The following is a 12,567-nucleotide window of genomic DNA, read 5'->3' as shown; positions in this document are numbered from 1 at the left end:
GGAGCGAAGGGGCGTCGCGGTCCGTCTTCGAGGACTTCTAGAAGTCGTCGTCGAAGGAGACCGAGCCCTCGACCGCGACCTGGTAGGCGGAGGCCCGGCGCTCGAAGAAGTTGGTCAGCTCCTGGACGTTCTGCAGCTCCATGAAGGAGAACGGGTTCTCCGAGCCGTAGACCGGCGCGAAGCCCAGCCGCTGCAGGCGCTGGTCGGCGACGCACTGGAGGTACTCGCGCATCGACGCGGTGTTCATGCCCGGCAGCCCGTCACCGCACAGATCGCGCCCGAACTGGAGCTCCGCCTCGACGGCCTCCTTGAGCATCTCGGTGACCTGCTGCTCCAGCTTGTCGTCGAACAGGTCCGGCTCCTCCTGGCGGACGGTGTCCACCACCGAGAACGCGAACTCCATGTGCATCGACTCGTCGCGGAAGACCCAGTTGGTGCCGGTGGCCAGCCCGTGCAGCAGACCGCGCGAGCGGAACCAGTACACGTATGCAAAGGCGCCGTAGAAGAACAGCCCCTCGATGCAGGCCGCGAAGCAGATCAGATTCAGCAGGAAGCGGCGCCGGTCGGCCCGGGACTCCAGCCGGTCGATGCTCTCGACCGAGTCCATCCACTTGAAGCAGAACTCGGCCTTCTCCCGGATGGACGGGATGTTCTCCACCGCGGCGAAGGCGGCGGCGCGGTCGTCCGGGTCGGGGAGGTAGGTGTCCAGCAGGGTCAGATAGAACTGGACGTGCACCGCCTCCTCGAAGAGCTGACGGCTCAGGTACAGCCGCGCCTCGGGGGAGTTGATGTGCTTGTAGAGCGTCAGCACCAGGTTGTTGGCGACGATCGAGTCACCGGTTGCGAAGAACGCCACCAGCCGGCCGATCATGTGCTGCTCGCCCGGCGAGAGCTTGGCGAGATCGGCCACGTCGGAGTGGAGGTCGACCTCCTCCACGGTCCAGGTGTTCTTGATCGCGTCCCGGTAGCGGTCGTAGAACTCGGGGTACCGCATGGGCCGCAGGGTCAGCTCGAAGCCCGGGTCGAGGAGGTTCTTCTCGCCGGTGGTGGCGGTGTGGGTTGCCGAAGCGCTGGTCTCGGTGGTCATTACTGGCAGGCCTCGCAGGACTCGGGGTTTTCCAGGGAGCAGGCGACGGCCTCGGGGTCGGTGGCCTGCTGGGGTACGGGGGCACTGGCGGCGGCGGTGCCGCGCGCGGACTGGGCGATCCGGGTCGCCGGCCGGGAGCGCAGGTAGTACGTCGTCTTGATGCCGCGCTTCCAGGCGTAGGCGTACATCGAGCTGAGCTTGCCGATGGTCGGCGACGCCATGAAGAGGTTCAGCGACTGGCTCTGGTCCAGGTACGGCGTACGGGCCGCGGCCATGTCGATCAGGGCGCGCTGCGGGATCTCCCAGGCGGTGCGGTACAGCGCCCGGGTCTCCTCGGGAATCCACGCGACGTCCTGCACCGAGCCGTTGGCCTCGCGCAGCGCGTCACGGGTCCGGGCGTCCCACAGGCCCAGCGCCTTGAGCTCCTCGATCAGGTAGGCGTTGACCTGGAGGAACTCCCCGGACAGCGTCTCGCGCTTGAAGAGGTTGGAGACCTGCGGCTCGATGCACTCGTACACGCCCGCGATGGAGGCGATGGTCGCGGTCGGCGCGATCGCCAGCAGCAGGGAGTTGCGCATGCCGGTCAGGGCGATACGGCTGCGCAGCGCCGCCCAGCGGTCGGCCCAGCGCGGCTCGGCGTTCGGGTAGTGGTCCGGGTGCAGTACCCCGCGGGCGGTGCGGGTCGCGGACCAGGCCCGGTGCGGGCCGTGCCGCTCGGCGAGGTCGGCGGACGCCTCGTACGCGGCGAGCATGATCCGCTCGGAGATGCGGGTGGACAGCTCCCGCGCCTCGGGCGAGTCGAAGGGCAGCCGCAGCCGGAAGAAGACGTCCTGGAGGCCCATCAGGCCCAGACCCACCGGCCGCCAGCGGGAGTTGGAGGCGCCGGCCTGTTCGGTCGGGTAGAAGTTGATGTCCACGACGCGGTCGAGGAAGGTGACGGCGGTGCGGACCGTGGCGTCCAGCCGCTCCCAGTCCATCGCCTCCTCCCAGCCGCCGGCGTCGTTGCCGAGGTGCGCGGCGAGGTTCACCGACCCCAGGTTGCAGACCGCGGTCTCCCCGTCGTTCGTCACCTCCAGGATCTCCGTGCACAAGTTGGAGGAGTGCACGACCTGGCCGGGCTCGGCGGTCTGGTTGGCGGTGCGGTTGGCGGCGTCCTTGAACGTCATCCAGCCGTTGCCGGTCTGCGCCAGGGTGCGCATCATCCGGGAGTACAGCACCCGCGCCGGGACCTGCTTGACGGCCCGGCCCTCGGCCTCGGCCCGGCGGTAGGCGGCGTCGAACTCCTCGCCCCACAGGTCCACCAGCTCCGGGGCGTCCGCGGGGGAGAACAGCGACCAGTCGGCGTCCGCCTCGACCCGGCGCATGAACTCGTCCGGGATCCAGTGCGCGATGTTCAGGTTGTGGGTACGGCGGGCCTCCTCACCGGTGTTGTCGCGCAGCTCCAGGAACTCCTCCAGGTCCGCGTGCCAGGTCTCCAGGTAGACGCAGGCGGCGCCCTTGCGCCGGCCGCCCTGGTTCACGGCCGCGACCGAGGCGTCCAGCGTGCGCAGGAACGGCACGATGCCGTTGGAGTGTCCGTTGGTGCCGCGGATCAGCGAACCGCGGGCGCGGATGCGGGAGTACGACAGGCCGATGCCGCCGGCGTGCTTGGACAGCCGCGCGACCTGGTGGTAGCGGTCGTAGATCGAGTCCAGCTCGTCCAGCGGGGAGTCCAGCAGATAGCAGGACGACATCTGCGGGTGGCGGGTGCCGGAGTTGAAGAGGGTGGGGGAGGAGGGCAGGTAGGACAGCGAGCTGGTGAGGCGGTAGAGCTCGGCGACGTCCGCCAGCGCGCGCTCGCTGCCCTCGTCGGAATCAGAGCTCTCCGCGAGGCCGCAGGCCACCCGCAGCAGGAAGTGCTGGGGGGTCTCGATGACCTGACGGGTGGTGGGGTGGCGCAGCAGATAGCGCGAGTGCAGGGTGCGCAGCCCGAAGTAGCCGAAGCGGTCGTCGGCGCCGTCGGCCAGGGCCCGCTCGACCAGCGCGTCCAGCCGGGCCGCGTGGACCCGTACGAACTCCGCGGTCTCGTCGGCGATCAGGCCCTCGCGGTGGCCGGTCGCGACCGAGGCGGAGAACGAGACGGCGCCCTGGCCGGCGGCCTCCTCGGCGATGGCGAGGGTGAGCAGCCGCGCGGCGAGCTTGGAGTACTGCGGCTCGTCACCGATCAGACCGGCCGCGGCATCGGTGGCCAGCGACCGCAGTTCGGCCGCGCCCGCGCCCTCGTACCGGCCGCGCAGGGCGGCGGCGGCCACCTTGCCGGGGTCGGTCGCGGTCAGGTCCTCGGTCAGTTCGGTCAGGGTGCGCAGCAAGGCGACGCCCGGGCCGTCCTCGCCCGGGCCGCCGTCGGCACCGCCGGCAGGCGTGGCCACCGCAGGCGGCACGACCTCGGCGTCTGACGCGGGCTCCGTTGGCGCGATGGTCACGTGATGCTCTCCCTCACTCGGCGGGGGCCGGGAGAGCCGGACGCGACGGGCGCACGCGGGCATGCGGCACCCCGACACGGTCAGGAGTGCGCGGGCTCACCACGCGGCGTCCACCGGCCCAGCCCTCGGGGCCCGGACGTATCGACGTCCACACCCATGGCGGTGCGGTCGTACCGTCGGCAGGTCCTCGGACTCCGGGCGCGCGTCGGGGCCGGTTTCCGGCCGGGGAAGCGCGCCTTGACACCGTTGCGGGACAGTTCCGGATTCGCACCGGATTCCCCTGCGGCGACAGCGAGGACGAGCATACATGTGGTGGTGGCCCGTCAGACGCACCCCCATATCTAGTGTGTCGTGAGTGATCACACAGTGTCTGTCAGTGGCCTCGGCTATGGTCGGTGGCAGCTCTCTGTTCCGTCCCGTGGAGTAAGGAGAAGGCCTCATGACCGCGCTCGCCGACCGGCCGCACATCATGGAGACCGAGCATTTCGAAGAGGCCGCCCGGATACTCGCCCGCCTGGAAGAAGGCGCGCGGTTGGAACTCATCGACGGGAAGGTCAAGAGCAAGCCCATGCCGGACGGGGATCACGGACGGATCATCGAGTGGCTGACGCGCATCTGCATTCAGTCACACCCCGAGCTGTGGCTCTATCCGGACCAGGGGCTCAAAGTGGAGGAGTACCGCAGCGGCAGGGCCCGGCCGGACGGGGTGCTCTCCGTCAGTGGCGCTTTTGTCGGCAAGGGGGAATGGGCGGCCCCTGAACCGGTGTTGATGGCAGTCGAGGTCACCTCCGCCGACTCCGACACGCACCAGCGTGACCGTGTGGAGAAGCCCCGTGCGTACGCGGGAGCCGGTATCCCGCTCTATCTGCTCATCGACCGGCAGGAATGCCAGGTGTCGCTGTACAGCGACCCCGATGGCACCCGCTACGAAGACGTCCGCACCGTTCCGTACGGCAAGTCGCTCCACCTCCCCGACCCCGTCGGCATCACCCTCGAAACCGAGCAGCTGAAGGACTGGGTGAACTGACCCGCGCACGGCAGCGGGCCGCCGCTTCCCCGAAGGAACGCGACGGCCCGATGCCGAAGGCCGGCCGGTGGCTCAGTGGCCGGCCGGTGCTCCCGCCGTGGCGGGTGGCAGTTCGACGACGACGCCCTCGTCGCCGGCGTCCGCCGTGTAGTCCGCGGGGCTGGTCTCGTCGGTGCCCTCGGGAGCGTTGACGGCCTTCAGGACGACGGTCAGCACGACCGACACCACGACGTTCAGGACGAAGGCGGTCAGACCGATGTAGCCGATCTCACCGATGCCGGGGATCTCCTTGCTGGAGCCGCCGAAGTGCGCCTGGGTCGGGCTGGCCACGCCGTACGCCGCGAGCGTGCCGTAGAGCATGCCGACCGCCCAGCCGGCCAGCAGCGCCCAGCGGTGGAACCAGCGGGTGAACAGGCCGCCGACCAGCGACGGCATGGTCTGCAGGATCCAGATCCCGCCCAGCAGCTGGAAGTTGATCGCGACGGTCTTGTCCATGGTGAGGACGAAGATCAGCGCGCCGACCTTCACCAGCAGCGAGACGAGCTTGGCGACCTTGTGCTCCTGCGCGGGCGTGGCGTCCGGTTTCAGGAAGTCCTTGTAGACGTTGCGGGTGAAGAGGTTGGCCGCGGCGATCGACATGATGGCTGCGGGCACCAGCGCCCCGATGCCGATCGCGGCGAACGCGACGCCGGTGAACCAGCTCGGGAACATGTCCTCGAAGAGCTGCGGGATGGCCAGCTGGGGGTTGCCCTGGATGTCCGTGCCGGCCTTGATCGCCATGAAGCCCAGCAGCGCCAGCAGCCCCAGCATCAGGGAGTACAGCGGCAGGATGGTGGTGTTGCGGCGGATCACATTGCGGCTGCGCGAGGACAGCGTCGCGGTGATCGAGTGCGGGTACATGAAGAGCGCCAGCGCCGAGCCGAGCGCCAGAGTGGCATACGCCCACTGGGCGTTGGGCCCGCTGGTCAGCTCGCCGCGCGGTTTGCCGGGCACGGGTCCCGGCTGGGCCAGCGCCTTGCCGGCCGAGTGGAAGACCGCGTCGAAGCCGCCCAGCTTGATCGGGATGTAGATGATCGCCACGCCGATGACGAGATAGATCAGCCCGTCCTTGACGAACGCGATCAGCGCCGGCGCCCGCAGCCCCGAGGAGTAGGTGTACGCGGCCAGGACGGCGAACGCGATCAGCAGCGGCAGGTCCTTGACGAACCAGTTGGTGTGCTCGCCGCCGCCGATGCCCAGCACGTCCAGGACGGCCTGGATGCCGACCAGTTGCAGCGCGATGTACGGCATCGTGGCGAGGATGCCGGTGAGCGCCACGGCCAGCGACAGGCCCTTGGAGCCGAAGCGGCCGCGCACGAAGTCCGAGGTGGTGACGTAGCCGTGCTTGTGCGAGACCGACCACAGACGCGGGAGGAACGTGAAGATGAGGGGGTAGACCAGGATCGTGTACGGCACGGCGAAGAAGCCGGCCGCCCCCGCCGCGTAGATCGCCGCCGGAACGGCCACGAAGGTGTACGCGGTGTAGAGGTCGCCGCCCAGCAGGAACCACGTCACCCAGGTGCCGAAGCTGCGGCCGCCCAGCCCCCATTCGTCGAGGTTGGCGGACTCCTCGGCCTTGCGCCAGCGGGCGGCCAGGAACCCCATGACCGTCACGGCGAGGAAGAAGAAGATGAAGACGGCGAGCGCCACGCCGTTGACGCCCTTGGTCGCGGAGGCGGCCAGCACGGCCGAGGTCTCCGGTGCGGTCGTGGTCAGGCTCATTCCGACCCACCGCCCTTGCGCGCCCGCTGCTCACGCTGCACGAGCTTGTACGCGATCATGGTGAGCACGGTCGAGATCAGCACCCACGCCATCTGGTACCAGTAGAAGAACGGGATCCCGATGAGCGTCGGCTCGATCCTGGCGTACGAGCTCACCCACAGCATGGCGACGAACGGAGCGATCAGGCAGAGCCCGGCGATCACCCGTGTGGGCGTGACCACCTGTCTGCGATCCGGCGTTGCAGCTGACTGTGTCATGACCGTTGCTCCGTCCCCTCGCGGTGTCCTGCGTAATCGGCTGGAAATCTATGGCAGCGACGTGGCGCGCGTCACCACCCATCCGCATATCGGTATGAAGACTCCACCTTGCGGCAGGCCGCGGGGGGTGCGGTGGCAGGGCCGGGCCGGATCCGGGCAGCGGTGGCCGCGGCCCGGCGGGGCCGGGCGGACGGTGCCCGGCCCGCCCCGGGGCCGGCGGGTCAGTCCGTGGGGCGGCGCAGCCTGGCGACGAACTTGTAGCGGTCGCCGCGGTAGACCGAACGCACCCACTCCACCGGCTGCCCCTGCGCGTCGAGGGAGTGCCGGGAGAGCATCAGCATCGGCAGCCCGACGTCCGTGCCCAGCAGACCCGCCTCGCGCGGGGTGGCCAGGGAGGTCTCGATGGTCTCCTCGGCCTCGGCCAGCCGGACGTCGTAGACCTCGGCCAGCGCGGTGTAGAGGGAGGTGTACTTGACGAGGTTCCGGCGCAGCGCGGGGAAGCGCTTCGCCGACAGATGGGTGATCTCGATGGCCATCGGCTCGCCGCTGGCCAGCCGCAGCCGCTCGATGCGCAGGACCCGCCCGCCGGTGGCGATGTCCAGCAGCCCGGCGAGCCGGTCGTCGGCGGTGACGTAGCCGATGTCCAGCAGCTGGGAGGTCGGCTCCAGGCCCTGGGCCCGCATGTCCTCCGTGTAGGAGGTCAGTTGCAGCGCCTGGGAGACCTTGGGCTTGGCGACGAAGGTGCCCTTGCCCTGGATGCGCTCCAGCCGGCCCTCGACGACCAGCTCCTGCAGGGCCTGCCGCACCGTGGTGCGCGAGGTGTCGAACTCCGTGGCGAGGGTGCGCTCGGGCGGGACCGGGGTGCCGGGCGGCAGGGTCTCGGTGATCTCCAGCAAGTGCCGCTTGAGCCGGTAGTACTTGGGCACCCGCGCGGTCCGTGCGCCGCTCTCGGCAGTGCTGCCCCCGTCCGTCTCCATGACCCGCCTCTCCGACTCCTGTCGTGCTGCCGTCACCGGCTCCTCCGTACGTAGCGGCTCACATCGTGGCACGAGAGCCTTCCCCGTGCGCTGTTGCAGGTCCCGGCCCCGCCGGATGTCGGTCAGACAACGGACCTGGCAGCGACCCTTATACACCCCTTGACACCCCAAAAGGTCTAGGCCAAGCTGCGGGCGCTGGTCTAAACCATTAAAGACCACGCCCGGCCTTGGGGGGAGAGCGCCGTGGAGCGTGGGCGCACAGCGGCGACAATCCAGGAGACCGGGACGACCGCACCCAGGGCGGGCCGCCCGGGAGACGCGGTCCGGCAACACAAGGCGGTCGGCGGTCTCACCTCCGGCGCAGTGAAGGGATGACGCAGCCCATGGCCCCTCTCGTCCGCGCGGTACCCACCGACACCCTCACCCGCGACGCACTCACCGTCCTCCAGCCGGGCTTCACCGGCACCACCGCCCCCGACTGGCTGCTGCGCCGGATCGGCGAGGGCCTGACCTCGGTCGGCCTCTTCGGCCGCAATGTCGCCGATCCCGCGCAACTCACCGCGCTCACCGCCCGGTTGCGCGCCGAACGCGCGGACCTCCTCATCGCCGTCGACGAGGAGGGCGGCGACGTCACCCGCCTCGAAGTGCGCGGCGGCTCCTCCTTCCCCGGCAACCATGCGCTCGGCGCCGTCGACGACACCGCCCTGACCCGCGATGTCGCCCGGGAACTCGGCCGTCGGCTGGCCGAGTGCGGCATCACCCTCAACTGGGCGCCCTGCGCCGACGTCAACTCCGACCCCGACAACCCGGTCATCGGCGTCCGCTCCTTCGGCGACGATCCGCAGCTGGTCGCCCGGCACACCGCCGCCTATGTCGAGGGGCTGCAGTCCGCCGGCGTCGCCGCCTGCACCAAGCACTTCCCCGGACACGGGGACACCGCCGTCGACTCCCACCACGACCTGCCGCGGATCACCGCCGGGCTGACCACCCTCCAGGAACGCGAACTGGTGCCGTTCCGCGCCGCCGTCGCCGCCGGCACCCGCGCCGTGATGAGCGCACACATCCTGCTGCCCGCCCTGGACGCCGACCGCCCCGCCACCCTCAGCCCGGCGGCGCTGGGCGGTCTGCTGCGCGCCCCCGCCGACCGCGGCGGTCTCGGTTTCGACGGGCTGATCATCACCGACGGGATGGAGATGCGGGCCGTCTCCGCCGCGTTCGGCCTCGAACGGGGCAGCGTGCTGGCCGTCGCGGCCGGTGCGGACGCCCTCTGTGTGGGCGGCGGACTGGCGGACGAGGACACCGTGCTGCGGCTGCGCGACGCCCTGGTGCGGGCGGTGCGCGCGGGGGAACTGCCCGAAGCGCGGCTCGCGGACGCCGCGGCACGGGTACGCGCCCTGGCGCGCTGGACCCGGCGCACGGACGCGGGGGAGGGGGTCGCGCCCGCCCCCGGGATCGGCCTCACCGCGGCCCGGCGGGCCCTGCGCCGCACCGCCGACGGCCCGTTCACCCCCCTGACCACGCCCGCCTGCGTCGCGGCCTTCACCCCGCTGGCCAACATCGCCGTGGGCGACGAGACCCCCTGGGGCGTCGCCGCCGAACTGGCCCGGCTGCTCCCCGGCACCGGGACGGTCACCTGCACCGCGGAGTCCGCGGCCGCGGCCGGCACCCCCGCGCTGGTCGACGGCCTGCTCACGGCGGCCGCCGGGCGCCGTCTGGTCGCCGTGGTCCGCGACATCCACCGCCACCCCTGGATGGCCGAGGCGCTCGACGCCCTCCTTGCCGCCCGCCCCGACACCGCGGTCGTCGACATGGGTGTCCCGCAGTCCCCGCCGCGGGGCGCTCTGCACCTCGCCACCCACGGCGCCGCCCGGGTCTGCGGCCGGGCTGCCGCCGAGGTCCTCACCGGGCGGCCGGGCCCGGCGGACGGGGACTGACCACCGGGCCCGGGAACTACGGGCCGGAACTACGGGCCCGGGAACTCCGGGCCCTTCAGAGGCCCTGCCAGTGCGGCTTCGCGGCGTAGGTGGCGCGGAAATAGTCGGCGAGCTTCAACCGCGACGCGGCGGCCTCGTCCACGACGACCGTCGCATGCGGGTGCAGCTGCAGCGCCGAGGCCGGGACCAGCGCGGTGAGCGGCCCCTCGACGGCCCGGGCCACGGCGTCGGCCTTGCCCGCGCCGGTGGCGAGCAGCACCAGATGGCGGGCCTCCAGGATGGTGCCGATGCCCTGGGTGATGACGTGGTGCGGTACCTCGTCGAGGCTGTCGAAGAACCGGGCGTTGTCCTTGCGGGTCTGCTGGGTCAGCGTCTTGATCCGGGTACGCGAAGCGAGCGACGAGCAGGGCTCGTTGAAGCCGATGTGCCCGTCGGTGCCGATGCCCAGCAGCTGAAGATCCACCCCGCCGGCCTCGCGCAGCGCACGGTCGTACGCCTCGCAGGCGGCCTGGACGTCCTCGGCCGCGCCGTCGGGCCCCATGAAGGAGTCCGCGCCGAGGCCGAGCGGCTCGACCACCTCGCGCAGGACCACCGAGCGGTAGGACTCGGGATGCCCGGCCGGCAGGCCCACATATTCGTCGAGCTGACAGACGCGCGCCCGTGCGGCGTCCACCGACCCGGCCCGGACCTGGGCCGCGAGTGCCTGGTAGATGGGCAGTGGGGTGGAGCCGGTGGCCACACCGAGCAGCGCGTCGGGCTTACGGCGCAGCAGGGCCGCCAGGGCCTCCGCGATCAGCTCGCCACCCGCCATGGCGTCCGGAACGATGACAACTTCCACGCTTGGCCTGCCGTTCTGGAGAATCTCATGTGGTATAGACCAATCTAGCAGAGCGCGGCCCCCGGAACCCGTTGGCGCTGCCGAACGGACGGCTGCGATATCCGGGGGATCGGGGGCTTCCGGTGGCGGCGAGGCGTGCCGGGGTGGCGCGGGGCCGGACGGCGGCGCGCCGGCGAACTCGCGGTCGCGAGCGGTGGGGTGGAGAGGTGGATCGCCCTCGCGGGGCGGGCGGGGCGCTCGGCCCCGGCTCATCGGCCCGGCGGCAGTGACCGGAGGTGCACGGCCCCGGAAACACCCGCGGGCCGCGGCGCCGGGACAGGACCCTCAACCTGTCCGGCACCGCAGCCCGGAGCTGACATCGGCCGGTCCCGCCCTACGGGCGGAAGGCACCCCCGTGTGCGGTGGGGGCACGGTCCCGTCCTGGGACCGGTCGATCGGAGGCCTCGGCGCAGTCAGGGCAGAGAGCGCCTGCGGCCTCGTTCCGTTCTCCTGTGCGGGGAGAACGGAGGCCTTGCCGCATTCTGGAGTAGACCATTCTCACTTGTCCATGCCCATGCAGACGCAGCGCCTACAGGGTACGCCGGTAGGCTCCAAGACGTGCCCTCCATGAACGACCTCGTACGCCAGCACACCGCTCTGAGCGACACCGACCTCGAGTGGCTCCATCTGCTGGTCTCGGAGTGGCAGCTGCTCTCCGACCTCTCCTTCGCCGATCTGGTGCTGTGGGTGCCGACCCTCGACGGCACCCGCTATGTCTCGGTGGCCCAGATGCGGCCCAATACGGGCCCCACCTCCTATCAGGACGACATGGTCGGCCATCTCGTTCCCCGCGGCCGGCGCCCGATGCTGGATTCCGCGCTGGACGAGGGCCGCATCGTGCGCGAGGGCGACCCGGAGTGGCGCGAGGAGGTGCCGGTACGCGTCGAGTCCATCCCGGTACGCCGCGAGGGCCGGGTGCTCGGGGTGATCGCCCGCAACACCAATCTGCTGACCGTACGCACCCCCAGCCGGCTGGAGCTCACCTATCTCCAGAGCGCCTCCGACCTCGCCCAGATGATCGCCGCCGGCACCTTCCCCTTCCCCGGCCAGCAGGTCGACATGGACGCCTCGCCGCGCGCCGGCGACGGACTGATCCGGCTCGACGCGGACGGTGTCGTCCAGTACGCCAGCCCCAACGCCCTCTCCGCCTACCACCGGCTCGGTCTCGCCGCCGACCTGGTGGGCCATCACCTGGGCCGGGCCACCGCCGAACTCGCCCCCGCCCGCGGCCCGGTGGACGAGGCACTGGTCCGGCTCGCCAGCGGCTGGGCCCCCCGGGAATTCGAGGTCGAGGGAAATGAGGGCGTCATTCAATTGCGCGCCATTCCGCTCAAACCGAAGGGGACGCACATCGGTTCACTGGTTTTGCTGCGCGATGTGACCGAACTGAGACGTCGCGAGCGCGAGCTGATCACCAAGGACGCCACCATCCGGGAAATCCACCACCGGGTGAAGAACAATTTGCAGACGGTGGCCGCGCTGCTGCGGCTGCAGTCCCGCCGGATGGATTCCGCCCAGGGCCGCGACGCGCTCAACGAGGCCGTACGCAGGGTCGGTTCGATCGCGATCGTGCACGAGACGCTGTCCCAGACCCTCGATGAACGGGTCGAGTTCGACGAGATCGCCGACCGGGTGCTGGCCATGGTGGCGGAGATCTCCCCGGGCAAGGTGACCACCCGCCGCACCGGACGCTTCGGCATCCTGGACGCCGAGGTGGCCACCCCGCTGTCGATGGTGCTCACCGAGGTCCTGCAGAACGCCCTGGAGCACGCCTTCGGCCCGGCGGAGCACGGCACGGTCGAGGTCAGCGCGGTGCGCGGCGGCAGCCGTACGGAACCCCGGCTGCTGGTCACCGTCCAGGACGACGGCCGCGGCCTGCCCGAGAACTTCGATCCGCAGCGCGCCGGAAATCTGGGGCTGCAGATCGTACGGACCCTGGTGGAGGGGGAGTTGGGCGGCACGTTCGACATGGTGCCGGCCCCCGAGCGCGGCACGCAGGTCATCCTCGACGTCCCCGTACGCGCCGAGAAGCAGCACTGAGACCCGGGCCGCCGTCCCCGCCGCCGGTCCGTACCCGCCCCGGACAGCAGCAAGCCCCGGACCCATCCGGTCCGGGGCTCAAAGCTCTTGCGATGCGATTACGACCGGGCTGATCGGCTCCGGAGGTGCATCGGGGGTACTGCGC

General features: G+C 71.0%; 9 protein-coding genes and 1 riboswitch. Of the genes, 3 read left to right on the top strand and 6 right to left on the bottom strand.

What is annotated here, in order from left to right; genetic code table 11:
- Positions 1–37: 37 nt before the first annotated feature.
- Complete coding sequence (locus EST54_RS02625) at positions 38–1,087, bottom strand: ribonucleotide-diphosphate reductase subunit beta (protein WP_129244532.1); 1,050 nt, start codon at positions 1,085–1,087, stop codon at positions 38–40.
- The gene (locus tag EST54_RS02620) at positions 1,087–3,549 is read right to left on the bottom strand and encodes a ribonucleoside-diphosphate reductase subunit alpha (RefSeq protein WP_174857377.1); all 2,463 of its coding nucleotides are present in this window, start codon (positions 3,547–3,549) and stop codon (positions 1,087–1,089) included. Before EST54_RS02620 ends, EST54_RS02625 begins: the two co-directional genes overlap by 1 nt.
- Before the next feature lie 189 nt (positions 3,550–3,738).
- Positions 3,739–3,829: riboswitch (cobalamin riboswitch) on the bottom strand.
- 159 nt (positions 3,830–3,988) lie between these two features.
- On the opposite strand from EST54_RS02620, the gene EST54_RS02615 reads away from it, so the two are divergent.
- Positions 3,989–4,576, top strand: a complete 588-nt coding sequence (locus tag EST54_RS02615) for a Uma2 family endonuclease (RefSeq protein WP_129244530.1) — start codon at positions 3,989–3,991, stop codon at positions 4,574–4,576.
- Positions 4,577–4,648: 72 nt separating this feature from the next.
- Here EST54_RS02615 and mctP read toward each other — a convergent pair whose 3' ends face one another.
- The 3 genes from mctP to EST54_RS02600 form a co-directional block, all read right to left on the bottom strand.
- A complete protein-coding gene (gene mctP, locus EST54_RS02610) occupies positions 4,649–6,337 on the bottom strand; it encodes a monocarboxylate uptake permease MctP (RefSeq protein WP_129244527.1) in 1,689 nt (562 codons plus the stop codon).
- Complete coding sequence (locus EST54_RS02605) at positions 6,334–6,594, bottom strand: DUF3311 domain-containing protein (RefSeq protein WP_129244525.1); 261 nt, start codon at positions 6,592–6,594, stop codon at positions 6,334–6,336. The genes mctP and EST54_RS02605 overlap by 4 nt, the downstream gene beginning before the upstream one ends.
- A gap of 221 nt (positions 6,595–6,815) precedes the next feature.
- Positions 6,816–7,571 (bottom strand): GntR family transcriptional regulator, encoded by a 756-nt coding sequence (locus EST54_RS02600; RefSeq protein WP_129244614.1) that lies wholly within the window; start codon positions 7,569–7,571, stop codon positions 6,816–6,818.
- Positions 7,572–7,954: 383 nt separating this feature from the next.
- Between EST54_RS02600 and EST54_RS02595 the strand changes: the two genes are divergently transcribed.
- On the top strand, positions 7,955–9,505 hold the full coding sequence (locus EST54_RS02595) for a glycoside hydrolase family 3 protein (protein WP_129244523.1): 1,551 nt from the start codon (positions 7,955–7,957) through the stop codon (positions 9,503–9,505).
- A gap of 55 nt (positions 9,506–9,560) precedes the next feature.
- Here EST54_RS02595 and nagB read toward each other — a convergent pair whose 3' ends face one another.
- Complete coding sequence (nagB, locus tag EST54_RS02590; RefSeq protein WP_129244521.1) at positions 9,561–10,343, bottom strand: glucosamine-6-phosphate deaminase; 783 nt, start codon at positions 10,341–10,343, stop codon at positions 9,561–9,563.
- A 606-nt stretch (positions 10,344–10,949) separates the two neighbouring features.
- Here nagB and EST54_RS02585 point away from each other — a divergent pair.
- Entirely contained in the window at positions 10,950–12,422 is a 1,473-nt protein-coding gene (locus EST54_RS02585; RefSeq protein WP_129244612.1) for a sensor histidine kinase, read from the top strand.
- Positions 12,423–12,567 lie beyond the last annotated feature (145 nt).

It is taken from the genome of Streptomyces sioyaensis (assembly GCF_004122735.1).
Lineage (GTDB): Bacteria > Actinomycetota > Actinomycetes > Streptomycetales > Streptomycetaceae > Streptomyces > Streptomyces sioyaensis.
The sequence above is the reverse complement of the archived record's forward strand: the minus strand, read 5'-3'. Positions and strand labels throughout refer to the sequence as shown.

Excerpts from the sequence above, each read along its gene's own strand:
- EST54_RS02625 (WP_129244532.1), bottom strand. The coding sequence starts at position 1,087 with ATGACCACCGAGACCAGCGCTTCGGCAACCCACACCGCCACCACCGGC.
- EST54_RS02615 (WP_129244530.1), top strand. The coding sequence starts at position 3,989 with ATGACCGCGCTCGCCGACCGGCCGCACATCATGGAGACCGAGCATTTC.
- mctP (WP_129244527.1), bottom strand. The coding sequence starts at position 6,337 with ATGAGCCTGACCACGACCGCACCGGAGACCTCGGCCGTGCTGGCCGCC.
- EST54_RS02605 (WP_129244525.1), bottom strand. The coding sequence starts at position 6,594 with ATGACACAGTCAGCTGCAACGCCGGATCGCAGACAGGTGGTCACGCCC.
- EST54_RS02600 (WP_129244614.1), bottom strand. The coding sequence starts at position 7,571 with ATGGAGACGGACGGGGGCAGCACTGCCGAGAGCGGCGCACGGACCGCG.
- EST54_RS02595 (WP_129244523.1), top strand. The coding sequence starts at position 7,955 with ATGGCCCCTCTCGTCCGCGCGGTACCCACCGACACCCTCACCCGCGAC.
- EST54_RS02585 (WP_129244612.1), top strand. The coding sequence starts at position 10,950 with ATGAACGACCTCGTACGCCAGCACACCGCTCTGAGCGACACCGACCTC.